Here is a 24,516-nt window from a genome sequence, read left to right as displayed (position 1 = left end):
GGCGGCGGCTGGCGCGGCGGGCGCGGCCGGCGCGCGCAGCAGCGCCCGCGCCGCCGGCTCGCCGACGAGCGTCGCGAGCGTGGCGGCGACCTCCTCGTCGCTCGCCTGCGGCCGCCCCAGCCGCACGTTGGCGGCGACGTCGCCCTCGAAGACGTGGGCATGCTGGGAGACCAGCACGACCCGCGCACGCAGCCGCTCCGTCGTCAGCTCGCGCAGGTCGACGCCGCCGAGCGTGACGCGCCCCTGCTCGGGATCGGCGAGCCGCGCGATCAGCTTCGCGACGGTCGTCTTGCCGGCACCGCTCGGGCCCACCAGCGCCACCCGCTGGCCCGCCGGCACGCGCAGGTCGAAGCGGTCGAGGACCGGCCGGCCGCCGTAGCCGAAGCGGACCGAGCGCAGCTCGACGTCGCCGCCCGCCGGCGCCTCCGCGGCCGCGCCGGCCTCCGGCTCGGCGAGCGCGTCGCGCACCTCCAGCAACCCGACGACGTTGGCGAACGCGGAGCGGGCCGCGGTCGCCTGACCGAGGAACTGGCTGATCTGCTGGACCGGGTCGAAGATCGAGCTGACGTAGACGACGAAGGCGACGACGACGCCGATCGAGACGTAGCCGCCGTCATAGAGCCAGGCGCCGCCGACGAGCACCGGCACGAGCGCGAGCACGCCGACGAGGTCGACGCTGGCGGCGAACTGCGCGCCGGTGCGGTTGGCGTCGACGAGCGCCTGCACCTGCGCGCCGTTGACGGCGTCGAAGTGGTCGCGCTCGCGCTGCTCGGCGCCGAAGGCGCGCACGACCGCGATCCCGGCGACGCCCTCGCTCAGCACGCCCATCGACTCGCTGATGCGCACGCGCGCGAGGTCGTAGTCGCGCCGCGAGCGGCGCAGGAAGCCGACGAAGAGACCGACCGCGACCGGCGTCACCGTGACGAAGACGACGAGGAACAGCGGCAGCGACAGCGCCGCCATGAAGACGAGCGTCGCCAGCAGCACGAAGACGTTCGTGACGAGCGGGATCAGGCCGGTGCGGAAGAAGATCGCGATCGCCTCGACGTCGGCGGTCAGGCGCGTGATCGGCGTGCCCGACGGCGTCGCGTCGAACCATGCGCCGCTGAGCCCCGTCAGGTGGGCGAAGGCCCGCTCGCGCAGGCGGGCGAGGAACAGCTCGGTGAGGCGGCCGAAGAGGCGCAGTTCGACGACGGTCAGCAGCCAGCCGGCGATCGAGATCGCGAGGAAGGCGCCGGCGCAGACGAACAGCGCCGTGCGCCCGCCGGGGTCGACGGCGGCGTCCACGCCGGCGCCGATCAGCGCCGGCCCGCTCAGCACGCAGGCGGTCGTCGCGACGATCAGCAGTCCGAGCGCGGCGCAGCGGCGGCCTTCGCCCACGAGCAGCGCCATCACCCAGCGCCGCTCCAGCGGCGTCCAGGGGCGGCGGCGAGCGCGTCGACTCGCGCCGGCCTCCGCGTGCGGACGTGCGCGCCAGCTCACGACGCCGCCTTCGCGAGCGGATCGTGCGTCAAGAACGCGCGATAGGCCGGCGACGTCGCGCGCAGCCGCGCGTGCGTGCCGTCGGCAGCGACGCGGCCGCCGGCCAGCAGCACGACGCGGTCGACCCGCTCCAGCACCGCCTCGCGGTCGCTCACGAGCAGCACCGTGCGCTGCTGGCGGATCTCCTCCAGCGCCGCGACGAAGCGCCGCTCGCTGCGCGCGTCGAGCGCGCTGGTGACGTCGTCGAGCACCAGCAGCGGCGCGTCGGCGAGCAGCGCCCGCGCGACCGAGACGCGCTGGCGCTGGCCGCCGGAGAGGCGTGCGCCGCGCTCGCCGGCCGGCGCGTGCCAGCCCTCCTCCAGCAGCGCCAGCACGTCGTGCAGGCCGGCCAGCCGCGCGGCTCGCTCCAGCTCGTGCTCGCCGGCGCAGGGCCGCGCCAGCAGCAGGTTGTCGCGGATCGAGCGCGAGAAGAGGAAGGTGTCGTCGAGCACGGTGCAGACGGCGTCGCGCAGCGCCGCCGGCTCCCACGCGCGCACGTCCGTGCCGCCGATCGCGACGCTGCCGGCCTGCACGTCGTAGGTGCGCGTCAGCAGCTTCGCGATCGTCGTCTTGCCGCTGCCGGTCGCGCCGGCGAGCGCGACCAGCTGACCGGCCGGCACGTCGAGCGTGAGCCCGTCGAGTACCAGCGCGGCCGGGTCATAGCCGAAGCGGACGGCGGTCAACGACAGCGCGGGCGGGCCAGCGGGTGGCGTGGTGGTGGATACCGGCGCCGCGACCGTCGGCTGCGCGCGCAGCAGCTCGTCGATCCGCTCGACCGCGAGCCGCGCGCGTGACGCCTGGCCGACGATCACGCCGGTGAAGCGCAGCGGCCACAGCGCCATCACGACGTACGCGTTGAACGCTGTGAAGTCGCCGAGCGAGAGCGTGCCGGCGCGCACCTTCAGCCCGCCGGCGAGCAGCACCAGCGCGAGGCTCAGCGACGGCAGCGACTCGATCAGCGGCGTGTACCAGGCGCGCACGTCGGCGGCGGCGCGCGCGTCGGCGTGCAGCCGCGCGCTGCGGCGCTCGAACCGCTCGACCTGCCGTCGCTCGATCCCCAGCCCCTTCACGACCGCGATCCCGTCGACCGTGTCGGCGACGGTCGCGCCGAGCGCCAGCGTCCGCTCGCGCACGCGCTCGGTCGGCTCCACCAGGGCCAGCGTGAAGCGGCGCGCGGCGACCAGCACCAACGGCAGCGGCAGCACCGCCAGCAGCGCCAGCCCCGGATCGAGCGCGACGAGCGCGATCAGGATCAGCGCCGCCCAGACGAAGTTGTTCATCAGCACCTGGATCGAGATGCCGAACTGCTCGACGTTCTGCGTGTCGTCCGACAGCGAGCCGAGCAGCCGCCCCTTCGAGGTGCGCTCGTGGAAGCCGGCGTCGAGCGCGTGCAGCCGCCCGAACATCTCGCTCCGCAGCCGACCGGCGACCCACGCCGACGACGTGAACGTGAGATACCGGCGGATCCGCAGCGCGCCGGCCTTCAGCAGCGCCAGCAGCAGCAGCGCGCCGCTGACCGCCAGCAGCGCGCCGCCGTCGTTGCCGGCGACCGCCGCGTCGACGCCGGCGCGCGCGACCAGCGGCACCGCGACCGCCGCCAGCGACCACGTGATCCCCATCGCGAACGCCCAGCCGACCTCGCGCCGCTGCGGCCGCGACCACTCCCACAGGAGGCGCCAGGCACCTCCCCCGCCCCGCTCGCTCACCGCCTCACGCCGCCGCGACCGGTCGGCTCGCCGCCCGCGCCGGCCGCGGCCGCGCCAGCCCGTAGTGGTCGCGCAGCGTGCGGCCCGTGTACTCGTGCCGCGCGATCCCGCGCCGCTGCAGCAGCGGCACGACGTGGTCGGCGAACAGCGCGAGGTCGCGCGGCAGCACCATCGGCATCAACGTGAAGCCGTCGGCCGCGCCGGCCCGCCACCACTGCTCGATCAGCGTCGCCAGCTCCTCCGGCGTGCCGGTGAAGTCGAGCGCGCCGGGCCGCACGGCGAACTGCTCGGCGAGCTGGCGGAAGGTCTGCTCGCGTCCGCGCGCGAGCGCGTAGACGGTCGCGCCGATCGAGGTGCGCGGCCCGGCGTCGAGCAGCGCCGCCGGCAGCGGCGCGTCGGGGTCGATCTCGTGCGGCTCGATCTCCGTCATCGCGGCGAGGTTGCGCCAGCGGAACTCGGAGCTGGAGGCGGCCTCCAGCTCCGCCCGCAGCGCCTTCGCCTCGGCGTCGGTCGAGCCGAGCGTGAACGGCAGCGCCGGCAGGATCCGGATCGCGTCGGACGGGCGGCCGAAGTCGGCCGCGCGGCGCTGGACACGCGCGCGGAAGGCGACCGCCTCCGCGATCGTCGGCTGGCCGATGAAGACCAGCTCGGCGAAGCGCGCGGCGAGGTCGATCCCGGCGTCGGAGGCGCCGGCCTGCACGAGCACCGGATGGCCCTGCGGCGAGCGCGGGAAGCCGAGCACGCTGGCGACGTCGAAGCGCTCGCCGCGATGGGCCGGCGGGTGCAGCGAGGCGCGCCGCGCCCACAGCCCGGCCGCCTTGTCGCCGACGAGCGCGTCGTCGTCCCAGCCGTCCCACAGCTTCTGCACGACCTCGACGTACTCGTGGGCGCGCGCGTAGCGGTCGGCGTGCGGCGGGTGCGGCTCGCCGCCGAAGTTCTCCGCCACGCCGGGGATCCGCGTCGTGACGACGTTCCAGCCGGCGCGACCCTCGCTGAGGAAGTCGAGCGAGGCGAAGCGGCGCGCGAGGTCGTACGGCTTCGAGTAGGTCGTCGAGGCGGTCGCGATCAGCCCGACGTGCTCGGTCACGGCCGCCAGCGCCGCCATCACCTGCAGCGGGTCGAACGCCGACTGCGGCAGGAACTCGGTGCGGAACTCGGCGACGCCAGGGCTGTCGGCGAGGAAGAGCGAGTCGAGCAGGCCGCGTTCGGCGATCCGCGCGATCTCCTCGTAGGAGGCGAGCCGCAGCACCTCTGCGGGGTCACGCTCCTGCACCCGCCAGGCGGCCTCGTGGTAGCCGGAGCCGTGCGCGAACGTGTTGAGGTGGACGTGGCGCTCAGGCATCGCCGACCCCCACGGGCGCGACGTTGGCGTTGGCCGGGCGCGGCAGGCCGTAGTGGTCGCGCAGCGTGCGGCCCTCGTACTCGCGGCGGTAGATCCCGCGCGCCTGCAGCAGCGGCACGACGTGGTCGGCGAACTCGCCGAGCTGGTGCGGCAGCGTCGTCGGCAGCAGCGTGAAGCCGTCGGCGGCGCCGGCCTCGAACCACCGCGCGATCGTCTCGGCGAGCTGCTCAGGCGTGCCGGTGAACTCCAGTTGGCCGGGCAGCACGGCGAACGACTCGGCCAGCTCGCGGAACGGCACGCGTCGGGCGCGCGCCTGCTCGAAGACGCGCGCGGCGACCGAGGTCGGCGGCCTGCTCGCGAGCAGCTCGTCGGGCAGCGGCTCGTCGGGGTCGAGCAGGTCGGGGTCGAAGCCGCTCATGTTGAGCAGGTTGCGCCAGCGGAACTCGGAGCTGACGATGCTCTCCAAGGCCGCGCGCCGCTCGCGCGCCTCCGCCTCGGTCGAGCCGAGCACGAAGGCGACGCCGGGCAGCACGTGCAGGTGGTCGGGGTCGCGCCCGGCCGCGGCCGCCGCGGCGCGCAGCTCGGCGCGATAGGCGGCCCCCTCCTCCAGCGTCGGCTTGGCGGCGAAGACGACCTCCGCGTATCTGCCGGCGAGCGCGATCCCCCCGGCCGAGGCGCCGGCCTGCGCCAGCAGCGGATGGCCCTGGGGCGAGCGCGGGAACGGCAGGATCCCCGCGACCTCGAACCGCTCGCCGCGGAAGCGCGGCGCGTGCAGGCGGCCGCGGTCCGCCCAGACGCCCTGCTCGCGCGAGCCGACGAAGGCGCCGTCCTCCCACCCGTCCCAGACGCGCTGGACGACCTCGACGAACTCCTGCGCGCGGGCGTAGCGCTCGCTGGGATCGGGCAACCGTTCGAGGCCGAAGTTGCGCGCCGCGACCGGCAGCGCGGTCGTGACGACGTTCCAGCCGGCGCGGCCGTCGCTGAGGAAGTCGAGCGTCGCGAAGCGGCGCGCGAGGTCCCACGGCGCGCCGAAGGTCGTCGAGCCGGTCGCGATCAGGCCGATCCGCTCGGTCCGCGCCGCGACCGCCGACAGCAGGTCGATCGGGTCGAAGTGCGGCTGCGGCATGTGCTCGACGCGGAACTCGGCGATCCCCGGCACGTCGGCGAAGAAGAGCGAGTCGAGCAGGCCGCGCTCGGCGACGCGCGCGACCTCCAGGTAATGCTCCAGGTGCAGGACGGAGTCGGGCGGCTCGGGCACGACCCGCCACGCCGACTCGTGGTAGCCGGCGTCCATCACAAGCACGTTGAAGTGCAGCTGCCGCTCAGACATCGGCCGTCTCCGCGCGGCGCGCCGCCGGCCGCTCCAGGCCGAAGTGGTCGCGCAGCGTCGTGCCGGCGTACTCACTGCGGAAGATCCCTCTGCGCCGCAGCAGCGGCACGACCTCGTCGACGAACAGCCGCAGCCCGTGCGGCAGCGTCGTCGGCATCAGCGTGAAGCCGTCGACCGCGCCGGCCCGCCACCACTCCTCGATGTGCGCGGCGAGCTGCTCGGGCGTGCCGGCGAAGGTCGCCTGCGTCGGCGTCCCCGCCAGCCGTCGCGCCAGCTCGCGCAGCGGCACGCGCTGTTCGCGCGCGGCGGCGAAGACGCGCTCGCCCTGGCTCGTCGGCGCGGGGCCGGCGAGCAGCGACTCGGGCAGCGGCTGGTCGCCGTCGAAGTCGTCGGGGTCGAGCCCGATCACCCACAGCAGGTTGCGCCAGCGGAACTCGGGGCTGGCCAGCTCCTCCAGCTCCTGCTGACGCGCCCGCGCCTCGGCCTCGGTCGGCGCGAGCGTGTAGACGAGCGACGGCAGCACGTGGACGGCGTCGGGCGAGCGGCCGGCCGCGGCGGCCTGCGCGCGCAGCTCGCGACGGAAGCCGACTGCCTCCTCCAGCGTCGGCTGGCTGCTGAAGACCAGCTCGGCGTATCTGGCCGCGAGCGCGATCCCGGCCGGCGAGGAGCCGGCCTGCACGAGCACCGGCCGCCCCTGCGGCGAGCGCGGCAGCGCGAGCGCGCCGCCGACGCGGAAGTGCTCACCTTCGAAGCGCGGCGCGCGCACTCTGTCGCGCCGCGCCCACAGCCCCGACGCCTTGTCGCCGACGAGCGCGTCGTCGTCCCACGCGTCCCAGACGCGCTGCACGACGTCGACGAACTCCTGCGCGCGGGCGTAGCGGTCGGCGTGCGAGGGATGCGCGTCGAGGCCGAAGTTGGCGGCCGTCAGCGGCGAGCCGGTCGTGACGATGTTCCAGGCGGCGCGGCCGCCGCTGACGAAGTCGAGCGTCGCGAAGCGGCGCGCGAGGTCCCATGGCGCGCTGTAGGTCGTCGAGCCGGTCGCGATCAGGCCGATCCGCTCGGTCAGCCCGGCCAGCGCCGCGAGCAGGTCGATCGGGTCGAACTGCGTCTGCGGCATGTACTCCAGCCGGTGCTCGGCGAGCGCGATGTTGTCGGCGAGGAAGAGCGAGTCGAGCCGGCCGCGCTCGGCGATTCCGGCGATCTCCGCGTACCAGCGCAGGTCGAAGACCGACTCGGGCGGCTCAGGGACGACCTTCCAGGCCGACTCGTGATAGCCGCCGGGCCAGATGAAGGCGTTGAGGTGCAGCGTGCGCGCGGGCATCTCAGCGGCTCCCCGCGAACGCGCCGACGCGGTCGCGCGCCTCGGCCGCCTCGTGCAGCAGCCGCAGCAGCTCGCGCCGCGCCTCCTCCTCGACCGGGTTGGTGACGTGGCTGCCGAGCGTGAAGATCTCGATCCCGAGGTCGTGGTAGTCGAGGATCGCGTCGGCGACCGTCGTCGGCGAGCCGACGAACGTCAGCTCGGTCGAGGTCAGCCGCGAGAGGCCGGTCCAGAGCGCGCGGTCGAGCACCTCCGGGCCGTCGGAGTGACGCACCGGGCGGCCTTCGTTGAAGTCGGGCGTGTGTCTGGGCTTGGTGCGGCGGCGGTGGTCGGCCAGCTCGATCACGCCCGCCTCGATCTGCCGCGCGCGCCGCCAGGCGTCGTCGTCGGTCGTGTCGACGATCACGTTGAAGTTTGCCCACGCGCGCAGCTCGCGCTCGCGGCCGATCCGCTGCGCCTCGACGCTCACGCGGCCGATCAGCTCCTGCGCCTCCGCCAGCGACTGGCCGCGCAGCGCGAAGACGTCGGCGTGGCGGGCGGCGAGCCCGATCGACTGCTCGGAGCCGACCGGCAGCGACAGCACCGGCCGCGGCTGCTGCAGCGGCCGCACGCCCGACCAGGCGCCGCGGACCGTGTAGAAGTCGCCGCTGAAGTCGAACGGCTCCGGCTCGCGCAGGGTGCGGTCGAAGATCTCCAGGTACTCCTCGGCGCGCGCGTAGACGGCGCCCTGGTCGAGCTGGTCGCCGTCGGCCTGGCGGTCGAAGTGGCCCATGATCACGTGCACGCCGGCACGCCCCTTCGAGAGCCGGTCGACGGTCGCGAAGGTGCGTGCGGCGGCGGCCGGCTGCGTCACGCCGGGCCGGTGCGCGGCGATCACCTTCAGCCGCTGCGTGTGCGCCAGCGCCCACGTGACGGTCGACCAGGCGTCGGGCCACGAGGCGCTCTGCGGCACGATCGAGGAGTCGTAGCCGCTCGCCTCGTACTCGCGCGCCTCGGTGGCGATGTGGTCGGGGTCGGCGGAGACGACCAGCTGGTCGCCGCTGAAGTACTCGGCCTGGCGCGCGATGCCGCGCGTCGAGAGGCCGTGCAGGTAGGGCTGGAAGTTGATCCAGGAGCGCAGCTCGATGCTCATGTCAATGCCTCGTGGGAGGAGGGTTCCGGAGTGATCGCGGCGGCGAGGATCGCCTGCGTGTAGGGGTGCTGCGGGGCGGTGAAGATCTGCTCGGCGTCGCCGACCTCGACCAGCTCGCCGCGGTACATGACGCCGACGCGATCGGCCAGCCGGCGCACGACGGCGAGGTCGTGCGAGACGAACAGGTACGAGACGCCGCGGCTGCTCTGCAGCTCGCGCAGCAGGTCGAGGATCTTCGCCTGCACCGAGACGTCGAGCGCCGAGGTCGCCTCGTCGCAGACGACGAGCCCGATCGGGCCGGCGAAGGCGCGCGCGATCGCGACGCGCTGCTTCTGCCCGCCCGACAGCTCGCCCGGCAGACGATCGAGCAGCTCAGGGCCGAGCCCGACCTGCTCCGCGAGCTGGGCGGGCGTCTGGTCGCCGCCGAGCTTGCGGATCGCGCGCGCGAGCGTCTTGCGCACCGTGCGGCGCGGGTTGAGCGAGGCGTCGGGGCTCTGGAAGACCATCTGCGGTCTGCCGATCAGCCGCACGTCGCCGTCGTGCGCGGTCAGGCCGGCGATCGCGCGGCCGAGCGTCGTCTTGCCGCTGCCCGACTCGCCGACGAGTCCGAAGACCTCGCCGCGGCCGATCTCGAGGTCGACGTCGCGGACGGCGGCGTGCGCGCCGTAGCGCTTCGTCAGCCCGCGCACGTGGACGACGGGGGCGCCCTCAACAGGCGGGGCATCACGAGCTGGCGGCGGCGCGTCGATCCGCGGCACGGCGGCGACGAGCGCGCGCGTGTACGGATGCGACGGCCGTTCCACGACCGTGCGCGCGTCGCCCTCCTCGACCAGCTCGCCGGCGGCGAGGATGCCGACGCGGTCGCAGTGGGCGGCGATCAGCGGCAGGTTGTGGCTGATCAGCAGCACGCCGGCGCCCAGCTCGTCGCGCAGCCGCTCGATCAGCTCCAGCACTCCGGCCTGCACCTGCGCGTCGAGGCCGGTGGTCGGCTCGTCGAGCACCAGCAGCGCCGGCCGCACGGCGAGCGCCATCGCGATCACGACGCGCTGCTGCTGACCGCCGGACAGCTCGTGCGGGTAGCGCGCGGCGACCGTCTCGGGCGCGTCGAAGCCGACCCGCGCGAGCGTCTGCAGCACCTGCGCGCGCCGCTGCTCGCCGTCGATCCCCTTCAGCTCGAAGACCTCGCCGAGCTGGCGCCCGACGCGCATCGTCGGGTTGAGCGCGCGGCCGGGCTCCTGGTAGACCATCGCGATCGCGCTCGTGCGCAGCTCGCGCAGGGCGCGGTCGTCGAGCGCGTAGGGGTCGCTGCCGGCGACGCGCAGCGACCCGGAGACGATCCGGGCGACGCGCGGCAGGTAGCGCGCGACGGCCAGCGCGACCGTCGACTTGCCGCTGCCGGACTCGCCGACGAGGCCGTACGCCTCGCCCGGCGCGATCTCCAGCGAGAGGCCGCGCACGACCGGCGCGCGCTCGCCGTACGCGATCGTGAGGTCGTCGAGCACCAGGGCCGGGCTCATCGGTGGGTCACCTCCCGCAGGTTGTCGGCGATCAGGTTCACCGACACGACGAGCGTGGCGATCGCGAGCGCCGGGAAGGCCGCGCACCACCACGCGTTCTGGATGAAGATGCGGTTCTGGCTGACGACCAGCCCCCAGTCGGGCGACGGCGGCTGCGCGCCGAGCCCGAGGAAGGAGAGGCCGGCGGAGACGAAGATCGCGTACGCAAGCCGGATCGTGCCCTCGACGACGACCGTCGGCAGCACGTTCGGGAGGATCTCGCGGAAGACGATCCAGCTCGCGCGCTCCCCTTGGAGTCTCGCCGCCTCGACGTACTGCTTGTCGGTCTCCACGAGCACCGCCGAGCGCACGGTGCGCGCGACGATCGGCGTGAAGAAGATCGCGATCGCGATCACGAGCGTCAGCAGCGAGTGGCCGAACGCCGAGGAGACGAGCAGCACCGCGATGATCCCCGGGAAGGCGTAGAGCACGTCGAAGGAGCGCATCAGCAGGTCGTCGACGACGCCGCGGAAGTAGCCGGCGACGAGCCCGAGCGCGGTGCCGGCGGCGGTCGCCAGCAGCGTCGCCAGCGGCGCGACCTGCAACGTCGGGCGGGCGCCCGCGAGCACGCGCGCGAGCATGTCGCGGCCGAGGTTGTCGGTGCCGAGCAGGTGCTCGCTGCTCGGCGCCTGCAGCGGCGCGCCGGCCGGCGCGTACGGGTCGAAGCCGAGCCGCTGCCACAGCAGCGCGGCGAGCGCCCAGAACAGCACGACGGCGACGCCGATCACGAAGGTCGGGCGGCGCAGCAACCGCTTTGCGACGCCCCGGCCGGCGACGACCGGGCGGGCCGCGTCCGCGCCACCGGCGGCGACGGTCTCGGGCGCGAGCGCCAGGTCTGCGTCGTACGGAAGGCGAGCCCTCTGGGCGAGTCCTTCCGCGCTCATGCCGGCTCCGCCTGGAAGCGCACGCGCGGGTCGAGCGCGAGGTAGGCGAGGTCGGTCGCCAGCAGCACCAGCACCGAGACGATCGCGATCACGAGCGTCGCCGCCTCCAGCACGAAGACGTCCTTCTTCAGGACCGCGTCGAGGATCAGCTGGCCGATCCCGGGATAGTTGAAGAGCGTCTCGACGACGACGACCCCGCCGAGCATCGCCGTCAGCTGCACGCCGAGCACGGCGACCGTCGGCAGCAGCGAGTTGCGCGCGACGTGCCGCAGCAGGATCCGCCGCGGCGGCAGCCCCTTCAGCACCGCCGTGCGGTAGTGCGGCGAGGCGAGCGTCTCGATCACGCCCGCGCGCACCATCCGCGCGACGTAGCCGAGCGAGGCGGCGCCGATCGTCAGCGCCGGCAGCACCATCACGCGCAGCCGCTCGGCGGCGCTCGCGCCGGCGGCGATCTCCGAGTGGATCGGGAACCATCTGAGCGTGACGGCGAAGAGGATGATCAGCACGACGCCGACGACGAACTCCGGCATCGAGGAGAGCGAGACCGAGCCGATCGTGATCGCGCGGTCGGCCGCTCTCCCCTGCCGCTGCGCCTGGTAGAAGCCGAGCGCGATCGCGACCGGCGCCATCAGCACGAAGGCGAGCACGCCGAGCAGCAGCGAGTTCTCCAGCCGCTCGATCACGAGCCCGCGGACGGGCACGTCGAGCATGATGCTCGTGCCCCAGTCGCCGCGCACGAAGCCCGACAGCCAGGAGCCGTAGCGCTCCAGCGTCGAGCCGTCGAGGCCGTGCTCGGCGTTCCAGGCGGCGACCTGCTCGCCGGTCGCGTAGGCGCCGAGGACGCTGCGGCCGGGGTTGCCCGGCACGACCGCGATCAGCCAGAAGATCAGCGCCGAGACGACGATCAGCACGAGCGGGATCTGCAGCAGCCGCCGGCCGATCACGCGCCCGGTCTCCGAGCGCCCGCTCACGACGCCACCGCCAGCCGTGCCGCCCCGGCGACCTCGCCGCCGCCGACGACCGAGCCGCCGGCGACGGCGACGCCGCCGGTCGCGGCTTGCGCCGCGGCCGGGGTCGCCAGCCGCAGCTCCCAGCGATCGTGCTCGGCGAGCCAGCGCGCGAGCGGCAGCGCCCGCGCGAACGGCGGCTCGTCGAGCAGCACGATCCGCGCGCCGAGCGTGCCGACGTACTCGTCGACCGCCTCGACGAGCTGGCCGCCGGGGATCGCGCGGACGCCGTCCTCGCCGGCCAGCTCCGCGCGACCATGCGGCGCGCCAGGGCCGTCGGGCGCGCCGGGGCGGTCGTGCGGCCAGCGCGGGTCGATCAGGAACAGCGTCCGTTCGCCGGCGCGCGCCTCGGCCGCGAAGCGGCTCAGCTCGGCGGCGCCCGCGACCGGCACGGCGACGCGCGCGGCCAGCCGCGTCAGCCCCGCCGTCGCCGCCCGCTCGCCGTCGCTGCCGGGAGCGGGCGGCGGCGCCAGCCGCGTCGCATGCCGTTCGAGGTCGTGACCGGCCGCCTGCCACGCCGTCGTGCCGCCCGCGAGGGCGCTGACCGGCGCCGGCAGACCGGCCTCGATCAGCGTCCGCGCCCCGTAGCGGGCGCGCGTGCGCCCGGCGCAGGTGACGACCACGGCGCGGGCCGGCTGCTCGGCGAGCAGCGCGAAGGCGCGCCGCACCAGCTCGCCGCCGGGGCAGGCGACCGCCCCGGGGATCGTGCCGGCGACGTACTCCTCGACGCTGCGGACGTCGAGCACGAGCGGCGCGGCGCTGTGGACGCCGGCCAGCTCGTCGACGGTCGTCTCAGGCACCTCGACACGCTCGGCGAGCGCCTTGCTCGGCGCGCAGAGACCGCGATGGAGCGTCCCGCCGGCCGCGCTCCAGCCGGCGTTGCCGCCGGCCAGCTCCGCCACGTCGTGGTAGCCGTGCTCATCCAGCAGCCGCGCCAGCGACTCCCGCACGCGCGGTTCGACCTCGGTCAGCACGATCGGGGTCGCCCGCCGCGGCACGAGCCGCAGCGCCAGCTCCAGCGCGTGCGGCGGCAGGTGCGCGGCCCAGAACGGGTGGCCGGCGCGGTGGTCCTCCAGCTCGCGCGCGTCGAGCAGCGCGAGCTCGCCGCCGCCGCGCAGGCGCTCGCGCACCTCCGCGGCGGAGACGGTCGCTGTCGCGGTCGTGCTCATCGGTCAGTCGACCCAGACCCCGGAGTAGAGGATCGCGGCCGGCTGCGGTCTCAGCCCGTGCACCTTCTTCGCCGTGAACGACTGCGAGGTGCCGAAGGCCGGGACGATCACCGGCGCCTCCTCCCACTCGATCTGCGCGATCGCGTCGACCGCTCTCTGGCGCTCTGCCTCGTCGGTGGAGGCGTCGTACTGCGCCGACAGTCTCTCCAGCTCCGGGTTGGAGTACTGGGAGGCGTTCCAGTCACTCGCTCTCGCGTAGAGGAAGTTGTTGTACTGCGAGGGCGAGGGGCGGTCGCCCCAGAAGGTCAGCGTCGCGGGCGCGGTCAGCCACGGCGAGTCGTCGCCGTCGGCGTAGTACTCGGCCGCCGGCAGCGACTTGATCTTGACGTCGAAGCCTCTGATCTCGTTGAGCTGCTGCTGGATCACCGTCGCGAGCGTCTCCGACTGCGCGCTGCCGGTGATCTCGAACGAGACCTCCTTGCCGCCGAGCAGCTCCTCGGCCTTCGCGACGTCCTGTCTGCGCTGCTCCAGGCCCTGCGGCTTGATCGCGTACGTCGGCCCGTAGATCGTGTCGTTGCCGGGCTGCCCCTCGCCGCCGAAGACCGTTCTGACGATCGCCTCGCGGTCGAGGCCCCAGGCGATCGCCTGACGGACTCTGACGTCGTCGAACGGCGCTCTGTCGACGCGCAGCGCGAAGGCGGTGAAGCCGGCGGTCGGGAGCGACTCGATCTGGAACTGCGATCTGTCGAGCGCGGCCGTCAGCGAGGCGTCGACCGGCTCGCCGATCAGCGAGTCGATCTCACCGCTCTGCAGCGCCAGCACGCGCGCCTGCTGATCCTTGTAGAGCTTCAGGTCGAGCGCGCCGAGGTGGAGGTTCTCTCTGTTCCACCAGTTCGGGTTGGCGCTGAATCTGGCGCTCTGGCCCGGGCTGTAGAGGTCGAGTCTGAAGGGACCGGAGCCGACCGGTCTTCTCTGCCACGTGCCGGCTCTGTAGTCGACCGGCAGGATGTGCGCGTTGGAGCCGGCCGTCAGCACCGGGAAGTCGGAGAAGGGCCGCGTCAGCTCGAAGACGACCGTCTCCGGACCGTCCGCTCTGACGCCTCTGACGAGGTCGGCGAAGGCCGATTTGCCGGGCGCCGGGCTGTCTCTCGCCAGCAGCCGCTCATAGGAGGCGACGACGTCGGCGGAGGTCAGCGGCCGGCCGTCCTGGAAGGCGACGCCGGGGCGCAGTCTGAAGGTCCAGCTCAAGCCGTCGGCGGCCGGCTCCCACGACTCCGCGAGGATCGGCTCGGCCGTCCCCTCGGTCGTGATCCGCGTCAGCTTCTCCGCGACCGCGTCGGCGATCGCGGTGCCGGCGGGACTGGCGGTCGTGAGCGGGTCGATCGCGGTGCCGGGGTCGACGGCGCTGATCACGAGCGTCCCGCCTCTTCTGATCGCGGCGGTCTCCTCAGCGGTCGTCGCGCCCGCGGCCGGCTTGTCGGCGGCCGCCGTCTCGCCGTTCTCGGACGAGCCGCCGCAGGCCGCCAGCACCAGCGCGGAGATGAGGGCGGCGAGTCCCAGCAGGAGGGCGCCGGGGAGGCGGCGGTGGTCCGGTCGTGTCATGGCGTTCGTTGCTCTTTCGCGGGTCGTGTGGTGGTCGTCAGATGACGTTGCGGCGGTTGCCGAAGTACTGCGCCCCGCTCAACAGGGCGTCGCCGGCCTGGAAGAACTTCCAGACGGCCGGGTCGTGCAGGGTGTGGACGCGCACGTCGCGCCAGTGACGGTCGAGGCCGACCTCGCTGCGGCTGGCGCTGGCGCCGGCGAGCGCGAAGACCTCGCTGCCGACCTCCAGCGCCACGTCGCCGCCGTACGCCTCCGCCTCGGCGACCGCGAGCGTCGCGGCCGAGACGACCGCCGGGCTGGGATCGTCGATCGCGGCGCCGATCAGCTCGGCGGCGCGCAGCAGCAGCGCGTGCGCCGACTGCTGCTTGGCGTGGAGCGCGCCGAAGCGCTGGACGAGGTGCGGATCCTCCAGCACCGATTCGAGCCCGAGGTCCTTCGAGGGGCGCGATCTCGTCAGCACGTACTCGCGCCCGGCGGCGAGCGCGCCGAAGCCGATGCCGACGTTGACGGCGGCGTGCACGAGGTTGGACTTGGCGCCGGAGACGTGCGCGCCCTCGGCCATCCGCCACTGCGCCAGCACGTGCAGCTCCTGCACCTCGACGCCGTCGAGCCGGGTCGTGCCGCTGGCGGTCGTGCGCTGCCCGATGCCGCTCCAGTCGTCGACCAGCTCCAGGTTGGCGGCGTCGCGCTGCACGAGCGCCGAGCTGCGGTTGCCGGCGGGATCGCGCGCGGTGACGGCGATCCAGTCGGCGCTCAGCGATCCGGTGCAATAGAACTTCGTGCCCTCGACGCGATAGGAGCCGGTCAGCGTCGGCACCAGCCGCGTCGTGATGTCGCCGGCCGCCTTCGTGCCGCGCTCGCCGTTGGCGTTGCCGAACCGTCTGCCGGAGAGCGCCTGGCGGAAGAAGAAGCGCCGCTGCGCCTCGGTGCCGGCGGTCAGGATCGCCTCCAGCGCGCCGAAGTGGGGTTGCAGGATCTGGCTGATCGAGCCGTCGGCGGCGCCGACGAGGCGCACGACCTCGGCGATCGTCGCCTGGCGCGCGTCGAGCCCGCCGTACTCGGCCGGGACGGTGATCCCGAGCAGGCCGCTGCGGCCCAGCAGCGCCAGCTCCTCCCAGCCGTGGCTGCGGTCACGGTCGCGGACGCCGGCCCCGGGTGCGATCGCTGCGGCGTAGGCGCGCGCGACGGCGATCGCCTCGGCGTCGCTCTCGATCGTGCGGACGGAGCCGTCGGCGGGCGCGGCCGGCGGCAGCGGCGTGGCCGGGTCGAGGCCCGGTTCGCTCCAGTCCGCGGCGAGCAGCTGCTGCCCGACGCTGTAGTGACGCCAGGAGATCGGGTCGCGCAGCGTGTGCGCGCGCAGCGCCCGCAGCCGCGTCCACAGCGGTTCCAGCTCGGCCGCGGTCGGCCCCAGCAGCTCCGGCAGCAGCGCGCCGACGGCGACGGCGACGTCAGCCGCGAGCGCCTGTGCGGCAAGCGCGGCGTGGACGGCGTCGGCCGCCTCCGCTGCCTCCACCGCGCGGTCGAGCGCGGCACGGGCGGCGTGCGCGTGCGCGCGGCTGTGGCCGAAGCCGCGGATCACGTGCGGGTCGTGGATCAGGCTCGCGTAGGTGCGCCCGGCCCACGGCTGCCCCTGCGTGGCAGCGAAGCGCGCGCCGTCCTCCAGCAGCGCGATCGTCGCGCCGACGGAGACGGCGGCGTGCAGCAGCGCCGAGGCGCCCAGCAGCCGCTCCTCGGACCAGCGTGGCAGCAGCTCCGCGTCGCCGACCGGCACCGCGGCGAGGTCGACGCGGCCGTCGGCGATCCGCACCCCGGGCGCGGCGGCGTCGAGCAGCAGCGCGACGCGCTCGCCGCGCTCGTCCTGCGCGCGCACCAGCAGCGTGCCGAGCGGCAGCTCCGGCGGGATGGCGAGGCCTTCGCCGGAGAGCTGGCCGTCGAGCAGCTGCGGCTCGCCGGCGGCGTGGCCGGGCGGTGCGACGGGGATCGCCAGCGCGTGGCCGGCGGCCCCCGTCGCGATCGCCTCCGCGCGCTGGTCCGCGTCCCCGTGGATCGCGACCGCGGCGACGGCGAGGTAGTGGTCGGCCAGTGCGGCCGCAACGGCGATCGAGCCGGCAGCGGCGAGGTCGAGCGCGGCGGCGGCCGCACGCCAGTCGACGGCCCCGTCGACCCGCAACGGCAGCGACAGCGCGCCGTCGGCGATCAGCTCAGTCGCCAAGCGCGCCGCGGCGGGCGCCGCGAACGGCTGCGGCGCAAGCGCGGCCGCGGGTGCGGGTGCGGGTGCGGCGACGGCGGGCGGCGGGGTCTCGGTGGTCTGGGTGGGCACGGCGTCCTCTCGATGCGGGCGGGCAGGGGTCCGCGCGGCGGCGCGCGGGCAGCGCGCCGGCCGGTGCGGCGGCGGTCTCGGTGCGGTCTCGGTCGCGGAGCTGGCGCTAGGACCAGGTGCTGACGGGGCGCTCCTGCAGCTCCCCGTCGACCCACACGTCGACGTGCTCGTCATAGAAGGCGACGAGCTGCTCGATCTTCGGGATGTCCGGGATCGGGAACGTGTAGGTCCAGGCGATGTCCTCGACGAGGCGGTCGCCGACCTGCGCCGAGTAATAGCTCGCCTTGCCCTTGTAGGGGCAGGCGGTGATGGTCTCGCTCGACCGCAGCAGCTCCGCTCTGAGGTCGGCGCGCGGGATGTAGTAGCGCGTCGCGATGCCGGTCTCGAACAGCAGCGTCGGGCGGCGCGTCTCGGCCAGCACGACGCCGTCCAGCTCGATCCGCACGTGGCGCGAGCTGCGCAGCGTGTCGATCCGCTTGAAGGGATCTCTCGCGTGGACGAAGACCTCCTCGTCCTCCTCGAACCAATGGTCGAGCGCGTTCCAGTAGAAGGCGCGGTAGCCGCGCAGGTCGGGCGCGCCCTCGATCCCCTGCTCGTAGCCCCAGACCGCCTCGAGCGCGACGCGGTCGCCGATCGCGATCGACCAGTAGCTGGCGTCACCCTTGTACGGGCAGTGGGTCGACTTCTCCGACGGCACGAGCACCGCCTCGTCGACGTCGGCGACGGGGAAGTAGTAGACGGGCAGGTGGTCGTGCTCGAAGAGGATCAGCGCGGCGGTCGAGTCGACGACGGTGCGACCGGCGAAGAGGCCGCGGATCCGCTTTGCGACCGGCAGCACGGCGACGCGCTCCTGCCGAAACGCTCTGCCGGCCGGGTCGCCGCTGACGATCTTCTTGTTCTCGAGGGACGTGGACACGGGAGGCTCTCCTGGGGAGGTCGGGTGAGGCCCGGGAGCGCGTCGTGGCCGCGCTCCCACTCAATGTCGCTTAACTTGATCGACTTTGTCGAGATTGTCAAGGAACCGTTTCGAGATTCTTCGTACGGAAGGTCGCGCCAAGGCCGCTTCGGCGCTTCTGCACCGCGTGCGCATTGGTCCACCGGGTCTCATCGACGTTCGGCGACCTCCTGCTCCCGCTGCGTGATCTGCGCCAGCTTGAGGCCGTTGTAGGGGCTGCTGGGGCGCACGAACAGGCGCTCGCTGGCGAGCGTCCGTGCGAGCGCGAGCCGGCCCGAGCGGATCGCCGCCTCCAGCAGCGTCTTGTAGACGGCGTCGCGCTGCGCATGACTGCCGCCGAACGCGTTGATCCGGCGGCGGATCGGGTGCAGCAGCTCGACGACCTCGTCATAGCGGCCCTGCCCGAACGCGATGAACGAGGCGCAGACGGGGATGCCGACGTCGAGCGTCATCGTGACGTTGGTCACCTGCGCGGGGGTCGTCTCGACGTAGCGGCGGCGGTCGGCGACGAGCCGCTCGGCGCGCGCGATCTCGCCGGCGCCGACGTACGCCATCACCGCGTGCATGTCGTTGAAGGCGTAGAAGGCAGGCTCGATCTTCTGCTCCCACGCCCGCGCCAGCTCGCGCCAGCGCTCGGTCTGGTCGTCGCCCTCCAGGTAGAGCCGCCACAGCAGCGCGGCGGCGTCGAGCAGCCGCAGCGCGAACGGCTCGACGCCGGGGTGGTGCAGCTCGCGGTCGTAGATCTCGAGCGCCTGGTCGACCTCGCCGGCCTCGAGCGCGTAGAGGCAGTAGTGCCACCAGTTGTGGGCGGTGAAGAAGTTGCCCTCGGCCCAGTCGCGCTCGCGCGCCTCCAGGTAGCGCATGCCCTCCTCGACGCGGCCCTGCATCTCGTACGTGTGCGCGACGGCATGGATGCCCCAGACGTCGCGCCCGTCCAGCTCGACCGCGCGCAGCGCGACCTCCTCGGAGCGGTCGTAGTGGCCGGCCTCCTCCAGTCCGAAGGCGTACATCCCGAGCACCGGGCCGAACCACGGGTCGTCCTCGCTCCATGCCGACAGCGCTCCGCCGACGCGGTCGCGCAGCACGATCGCGTCGCCGGTGAAGAAGTCGAGCTGATGGCCGACGGCGAGCGCGAGCGCGTCGCGCGGATGGTCGCGCGTGACCTCCAGCAGGCGCTCGCCGGCGCCGAGCATGTCGCCCGCCAGCAGGCGCTCGACCGCCTCGACGTGACCGCGCTCGCGGCCGCTCAGCCGCTCTCGCGGGATCGCCGCAAGGGCCGCCGGGAAGCGCTCGGCGGCGGCCGCGGCGTCATCCGGCTGGGTCGTCAGCAGGTGCAGGTAGGCGTCGAGCACGTGGCCGATCACGCAGGTCGGGTCGCTCGCGCGTGCCGCCGCCACCTCCGTCTCGACGTCGCCGCGGAAGTGCAGCAGCGCGTCGGTCGCCCGCTCGACGTGGCCGAGCGCCTCCGCGCTGCCGCCGAGCCCGTCGTTCGCCGTCGCCGCCATCGCTGCGCTCCTCAGTCGAGTGATCTACTGATCATCCCTGAGCAGCTCCACGATCCGCGCGACGGCGGGCGCGACCTCGACCTCGGCGGTCGGGACGTGCAGATCGGGCGTGCGCGGGCGCTCGTACGGCGCGTCGACGCCGGTGAAGCCCTTGATCTCCCCCGCTCTGGCGCGCGCGTACAGCCCCTTCGGATCGCGCCGCTCGCACTCCTCGGGCGTCGTGTCGACGAACACCTCGAGGAAGGCCAGGCCGGCCGCGTCGTGCAGCTCGCGGACGGCCTCGCGATCGGCCGCCATCGGCGAGACGAGCGAGACGACCGCGACCGTGCCGGAGTCGGCGATCAGGCGGGCGACGTGGCCGACGCGGCGGATGTGCTCGGCGCGGTCGCCGGGCGAGAAGCCGAGGTCGTCCGAGAGGCCGTAGCGGATATTGTCGCCGTCGAGCAGGTAGGCGGCGCGGCCGGAGTCGACCAGCGCCCGCTCCAGCTCGACGGCGATCGTCGACTTGCCCGACGCCGGCAGGCCGGTCAGCCAGACGGTCGCGCCGCGCGTGCCGAGCGCGCCCCAGCGGCGCTCGCGCTCCAGCGACGAGGCGTGCCAGGTGACGTCGCGGCGGCCCTCGCGCGCCGGTCTGACCTCGCGCGCGCTGAGCACCAGGCCGGCGGCGACGGTGTCGTTGTCGTGCTCGTCGATCAGCACGAAGGCGCCGGTGACGCGGTTCTCGGCGTACGGATCGGCGAGCACGACCGAGCTGGTCCGCAGCGTCACGCGGCCGATGTCGTTGAGCGCCAGCGCCGCCGGCTCGCGCTCCGGCGCGAGCGTCTCCGGGTCGATCCGCTCGTGCAGCGCCTGCACCGTCGCGCGCACGGTTCGCGTCGTGTGCTTGAGCGCGTAGCGGCGGCCCGGTCGCAGCGGCTCCTCCGCCATCCAGCAGATCGTCGCCTCCAGCTCGCGCGCCGCCGGCGGCTCGCTGCCGGGCGAGACGAGCACGTCGCCGCGCCCGACGTCGACGTCGTCGGCCAGCTCGACGGTGACCGACAGCGGCGGCACCGCGACGACCGGACCGGCGCCGTTGCCGGAGGCGTCCCCTGCATCGTCGTCGAGCGTGTCGACGGCGCTCACCGTCGTGCGCGTGCCCGCCGGCAGCACGACGACCGGATCGCCGGCGCGCAGCGTGCCGGCGGCGAGCTGGCCGGCGTAGCCGCGGCGGCGGGCATTCGCCGGCCGCGCCACCCACTGCACCGGCAGCCGCAGCCGCGACAGGTCGCGATCAGCGGCGACGTCGAGCTGCTCCAGGTGCTCCAGCAGCGGCGGCCCGTCGTACCACGGCGAGCGCTCGGAGCGGTCGACGACGTTGTCCCCGTGCAGCGCGCTGATCGGCAGCACGAGCGGATCGGGGATCGCGAGCCGCTGCGCCAGCTCGCGCACGTCGGCGGCGACCGCCTCGAAGCGCTCCTGCTCCCAGCCGACGAGGTCCATCTTGTTGACGCACGTGACGACGTGGCGGATCCCCAGCAGCGCCGAGATCTGCGTGTGGCGGCGCGTCTGCGTGACGACGCCGTGGCGCGCGTCGACGAGCACGATCGCGAGGTCGGCGGTCGAGGCGCCGGTGAACATGTTGCGCGTGTAGCGCTCGTGACCCGGCGTGTCGGCGAGGATGAAGGAACGCCGCGGCGTCGCGAAGAAGCGGTAGGCGACGTCGATCGTGATCCCCTGCTCGCGCTCGGCCCGCAGGCCGTCGGTCAGCGCCGCCAGGTCGGGTCCTTCGCCATCTCTGGAGACGGCCTCCAGCTGGTCGCTCAGCAGCAGCTTCGTGTCGAGCAGCAGCCGGCCCAGCAGCGTCGACTTGCCGTCGTCGACCGAGCCGGCCGTCGCCAGCCGCAGCAGCTCGCGTTGCGCCATCAGAAGTAGCCCTCTCGCTTGCGATCCTCCATCGCCGCCTCCGACGTGCGGTCGTCGGCGCGCGTCTCGCCGCGCTCGGAGACGTTCGACGCCTCGATCTCGGAGATCACGGCGGTGATGTCGCGCGCCTCCGAACGGACCGCGCCGGTCACCGTCAGGTCGCCGACGGTGCGGTAGCGGACCTGCTCGTCGAGCACCTGCTCGCCATCCTGCGGCTGAACCCACTGCGACCACGCCAGCAGCATCCCGTCGCGCTCGATCACGCGGCGGCGGTGGGCGAAGTAGATCGACGGCAGCTCCAGCCCCTCCGCCTCGACGTAGCGCCAGACGTCCAGCTCGGTCCAGTTGGAGAGCGGGAAGACGCGCACGTGCTCGCCGCGGCGGATGCGGCCGTTGTAGATCGCCCACGGCTCGGGCCGCTGCTGGCGCGGCTCCCACTGGCCGAACTCGTCGCGGAACGAGAGCACGCGCTCCTTCGCGCGGGCGCGCTCCTCGTCGCGGCGCGCCCCGCCGAAGGCGGCGTCGAAGCGATGCTCCTCCAGCGCGTCGAGCAGCGTGCGCGTCTGCAGCCGGTTGCGCGAGGCGCCCGGCTCCTGCTCCTTGACGCGGCCGGCGTCGATCGAGTCCTGCACCGAGGCGACGATCAGGCGGTGGCCGGCCTCGGCGATGCGGCGGTCGCGGAACTCCAGCACCTCGGGAAAGTTGTGGCCGGTGTCGACGTGCAGGACCGGGAACGGCAGCGGCGCCGGCCGGAACGCCTTCTCGGCGACGCGCAGCAGCGCGATCGAGTCCTTGCCGCCGCTGAACAGCAGCACCGGCCGCTCCAGCTCGGCGGCGACCTCGCGCACGGCGTGCACGGCCTCCGCCTCCAGCGAGCGCAGCAGCGAGACGCGCGGGCCGCTCACGCGACGGCGCCCTCGCGCGCCCCGCCGGCCTCGGCCTCGGCCCCGCGCGCGCCGGCGGCCTCCGCCGCAAGCGCCCCGTCCGCGACGACCTCCGCCGTGCGCGCGGCGCGCTCCTCGCGGAACCGCTGCGCCCACTCGCGCGAGGTGCCGTCGCGCTGCCTGCTGAGCGCCGGCGCGGGCAGCTCGCCGACGGTCAGCCCGAGCGACCGCACGATCTCGCCGACGGCACCGGAGACGTCATCTCTGAGCTGCTCGTAGACGAGCGTCAGCGGCTCGCGGCCGCCGTCGGCGAACCAGCGCTGCCAGGCCGCGTCGTGCTGCTCCAGTAGCGTCACGAGATGGTCGATCGCACCGTAGTGGTAGGCCGGAGGCGCGTGCTTGGCATCGGGGTCGTGACGCCATGCCTGCGTCTGGATCGCGCGCCAGAAGGAGATCGCCTGCGCGACCGTGTCCTCGCGCCGGACGTAGACGAGCCGCAGCTCGCCGAACAGCCGGTCGAGCACCTCGGCGAGGCCGGCACCGGCGCCGACGCCGTCGAGCTGCCCGGCGCGCGCGGTGAAGTCGTCGACGTGGTCCCACATCAGCTTGCCGCCCCAGACGCCGTTCGCGCTCGAGCCCTCGCGCACGATCCGGCTCCACCACGCCGACGGCGACTCGTCGCCCTCGTCGCGGACGGGCGCCGGCGGCGGCAGCAGCCCTTCCAGCGCGTGATCGTCGACGCCGGCGAGATACTCGTGGCCCTGGCGAGGACGCCCGCTGTGGCGCAGGTGCTCGAAGTGCTCGAGCGGCTGGCCGGCGACCCCGGTCGCGCGCAGCGTCTCGCAGAGCACGGTGCTGCCGCTGCGCTGCGTGGCGCAGACGAGGTAAGCGAGTTCGGGCGTCGGCCTCATCGAGTTCTACACTTTCCCGGTCGACAACAGGAACAAGCATGAAACAGCCAAACATCGTCTATGTCCACTCGCATGACACCGGCCGCTACGTGCAGCCGTACGGACATCAGGTGCAGACGCCCAACATCCAGCGGCTCGCCGACCAGGGGTTGCTGCTGCGCCAGGCGTTCACCGCGGCGCCGACCTGCTCGGGCAGCCGCGCCGCGCTGCTGACCGGCCAATACCCGCACGTCAACGGCATGACCGGGCTCGCCCACCGCGGTTGGAAGCTGAACGACTACGGCCGCCACATCGTCCACCCGCTGCGCGCCGCCGGCTACTGGTCGGCGCTGATAGGCGAGCAGCACCTCTCCGACGATCCGAGCGTGCTCGGCTACGACCACGTCGTCGACATCGGCACGACGAAGGTCCATTCGATCGCGCCCGCCGCCCAGCAGCTGCTGCGCAGCCGCCCGCCGCAGCCGTTCTTCCTCTCGATCGGCTTCTTCGAGACCCACCGCGAGTTCTTCGAGCCCAGCTCGGTCCGCGACGCGCTCTACGGCATGCCCCCGGCGCACCTGCCCGACACGCCGGAGACGCGCGCCGACATGGCCGCCTTCAAGGCGAGCGCGCGCTCGTTCGACCAGGGCGTCGGCGCCATCCTGCAGACGCTCGACGAGCAGGGCTTCGCCGACGACACACTGGTCGTGCTGACGACCGACCACGGCCTCCCCTTCCCCGGCGCCAAGGGCACCCTGACCGACCGCGGCCTCGGCGTCCTGTGCATCCTGCGCGGTCCCGGCGGCTTCCTCGGCGGTCACGTCAGCGACGCGCTGATCTCCCAGCTCGACATCTACCCGACGCTCTGCGAGCTGGCCGGCGCGCCGAGCCCCGGCGGCCTGCACGGCCGCTCGCTGCTGCCGCTGGTGCGCAAGGAGAAGTCGGAGATCCGCGACGAGCTGTTCGCCGAGCTGACCTACCACGCCGCCTATGACCCGCAGCGCGCGATCCGGACCCGCCGCCACAAGCTGATCCGCCACTGGGGCGACCGCCGCGAGCCGGTCCTCCCGAACGTCGACGACTCGCCCTCCAAGGACCTGCTCGTCGCCGCCGGCTGGGGCCGGCAGCCGCGCCCCGAGGTCGAGCTGTACGACCTGCTCGCCGACCCCGGCGAGATGCGCAACCTCGCGGAGACGGCGAGCTTCGCCGACGTGCGCGACCAGCTCGACACGCGCCTGCGCCAGTGGATGACGGCGACCGACGACCCGCTGCTCGACGGCCCCGTCCCGCTGCCGCCCGGCGCCTTCGCCAACGACCCGGCCGGCAGCTCCGCGCGCGAGCCGCTGATCAGCGCGGCGGGCTGACCGCCGCCGGGGCGCTGCTGCTCGCCTTCCACACGCCCCGTTCCGGTATGGTCGACCGCTGATGACTGCCCGTGCGGACATCGTCGCGCAGCTCCCGGCCGCCTGATCGCCACCCGATCTCGTGCCGGT

General features: G+C 74.0%; 18 protein-coding genes. 1 reads left to right on the top strand and 17 read right to left on the bottom strand.

Going from position 1 to position 24,516, the window contains the following annotated elements; genetic code table 11:
• The 17 genes from R7226_RS08050 to R7226_RS07970 all read right to left on the bottom strand — a co-directional run.
• The coding region (locus R7226_RS08050) for an ABC transporter ATP-binding protein (RefSeq protein WP_318596553.1) at positions 1-1,482 on the bottom strand (1,482 nt) is incomplete at its 3' end.
• Positions 1,479-3,227: an ABC transporter ATP-binding protein gene (locus R7226_RS08045; protein ID WP_318596552.1), complete on the bottom strand. Its 1,749-nt coding sequence runs from the start codon at positions 3,225-3,227 to the stop codon at positions 1,479-1,481. The genes R7226_RS08050 and R7226_RS08045, both read right to left, overlap by 4 nt.
• A 4-nt stretch (positions 3,228-3,231) precedes the next feature.
• Positions 3,232-4,569: an NtaA/DmoA family FMN-dependent monooxygenase gene (locus tag R7226_RS08040; RefSeq protein WP_318596551.1), complete on the bottom strand. Its 1,338-nt coding sequence runs from the start codon at positions 4,567-4,569 to the stop codon at positions 3,232-3,234.
• Entirely contained in the window at positions 4,562-5,899 is a 1,338-nt protein-coding gene (locus R7226_RS08035; protein ID WP_318596550.1) for an NtaA/DmoA family FMN-dependent monooxygenase, read from the bottom strand. The genes R7226_RS08040 and R7226_RS08035 overlap by 8 nt, the downstream gene beginning before the upstream one ends.
• On the bottom strand, positions 5,892-7,220 hold the full coding sequence (locus tag R7226_RS08030) for an NtaA/DmoA family FMN-dependent monooxygenase (RefSeq protein WP_318596549.1): 1,329 nt from the start codon (positions 7,218-7,220) through the stop codon (positions 5,892-5,894). Before R7226_RS08030 ends, R7226_RS08035 begins: the two co-directional genes overlap by 8 nt.
• A 1-nt stretch (position 7,221) precedes the next feature.
• Complete coding sequence (locus R7226_RS08025) at positions 7,222-8,349, bottom strand: LLM class flavin-dependent oxidoreductase (RefSeq protein ID WP_318596548.1); 1,128 nt, start codon at positions 8,347-8,349, stop codon at positions 7,222-7,224.
• The gene (locus tag R7226_RS08020; RefSeq protein WP_318596547.1) at positions 8,346-9,866 is read right to left on the bottom strand and encodes an ABC transporter ATP-binding protein; all 1,521 of its coding nucleotides are present in this window, start codon (positions 9,864-9,866) and stop codon (positions 8,346-8,348) included. Before R7226_RS08020 ends, R7226_RS08025 begins: the two co-directional genes overlap by 4 nt.
• Positions 9,863-10,789: an ABC transporter permease gene (locus R7226_RS08015; RefSeq protein WP_318596546.1), complete on the bottom strand. Its 927-nt coding sequence runs from the start codon at positions 10,787-10,789 to the stop codon at positions 9,863-9,865. The genes R7226_RS08020 and R7226_RS08015 overlap by 4 nt, the downstream gene beginning before the upstream one ends.
• The gene (locus R7226_RS08010; RefSeq protein ID WP_318596545.1) at positions 10,786-11,760 is read right to left on the bottom strand and encodes an ABC transporter permease; all 975 of its coding nucleotides are present in this window, start codon (positions 11,758-11,760) and stop codon (positions 10,786-10,788) included. Before R7226_RS08010 ends, R7226_RS08015 begins: the two co-directional genes overlap by 4 nt.
• Positions 11,757-12,965, bottom strand: coding sequence for a rhodanese-like domain-containing protein (locus R7226_RS08005; protein WP_318596544.1), 1,209 nt, complete (start codon positions 12,963-12,965; stop codon positions 11,757-11,759). The genes R7226_RS08010 and R7226_RS08005 overlap by 4 nt, the downstream gene beginning before the upstream one ends.
• Before the next feature lie 3 nt (positions 12,966-12,968).
• Entirely contained in the window at positions 12,969-14,567 is a 1,599-nt protein-coding gene (locus tag R7226_RS08000; protein ID WP_318596543.1) for an ABC transporter substrate-binding protein, read from the bottom strand.
• A gap of 37 nt (positions 14,568-14,604) precedes the next feature.
• Positions 14,605-16,887 (bottom strand): acyl-CoA dehydrogenase family protein, encoded by a 2,283-nt coding sequence (locus tag R7226_RS07995; protein ID WP_318596542.1) that lies wholly within the window; start codon positions 16,885-16,887, stop codon positions 14,605-14,607.
• Between the two features lie 106 nt (positions 16,888-16,993).
• Positions 16,994-17,803, bottom strand: coding sequence for a DUF427 domain-containing protein (locus R7226_RS07990; RefSeq protein WP_318596541.1), 810 nt, complete (start codon positions 17,801-17,803; stop codon positions 16,994-16,996).
• A 188-nt stretch (positions 17,804-17,991) separates the two neighbouring features.
• Complete coding sequence (locus R7226_RS07985) at positions 17,992-19,347, bottom strand: tetratricopeptide repeat protein (protein WP_318596540.1); 1,356 nt, start codon at positions 19,345-19,347, stop codon at positions 17,992-17,994.
• A 24-nt stretch (positions 19,348-19,371) separates the two neighbouring features.
• Complete coding sequence (gene cysC / locus R7226_RS07980; RefSeq protein ID WP_318596539.1) at positions 19,372-21,249, bottom strand: adenylyl-sulfate kinase; 1,878 nt, start codon at positions 21,247-21,249, stop codon at positions 19,372-19,374.
• Positions 21,249-22,154, bottom strand: a complete 906-nt coding sequence (gene cysD / locus R7226_RS07975; RefSeq protein WP_318596538.1) for a sulfate adenylyltransferase subunit CysD — start codon at positions 22,152-22,154, stop codon at positions 21,249-21,251. Before cysD ends, cysC begins: the two co-directional genes overlap by 1 nt.
• On the bottom strand, positions 22,151-23,044 hold the full coding sequence (locus R7226_RS07970; protein ID WP_318596537.1) for a Stf0 family sulfotransferase: 894 nt from the start codon (positions 23,042-23,044) through the stop codon (positions 22,151-22,153). Before R7226_RS07970 ends, cysD begins: the two co-directional genes overlap by 4 nt.
• 38 nt (positions 23,045-23,082) lie before the next feature.
• Here R7226_RS07970 and R7226_RS07965 point away from each other — a divergent pair, with 38 nt between their 5' ends.
• Positions 23,083-24,387 carry a sulfatase family protein gene (locus tag R7226_RS07965; protein WP_318596536.1) on the top strand — a complete coding sequence of 435 codons (1,305 nt, stop codon included), beginning with the start codon at positions 23,083-23,085 and terminating at the stop codon, positions 24,385-24,387.
• Positions 24,388-24,516 lie beyond the last annotated feature (129 nt).

This window comes from Conexibacter stalactiti (assembly GCF_033542075.1).
In the GTDB taxonomy this organism is placed as follows: Bacteria; Actinomycetota; Thermoleophilia; order Solirubrobacterales; family Solirubrobacteraceae; genus Conexibacter; species Conexibacter stalactiti.
The sequence above is the reverse complement of the archived record's forward strand: the minus strand, read 5'-3'. Positions and strand labels throughout refer to the sequence as shown.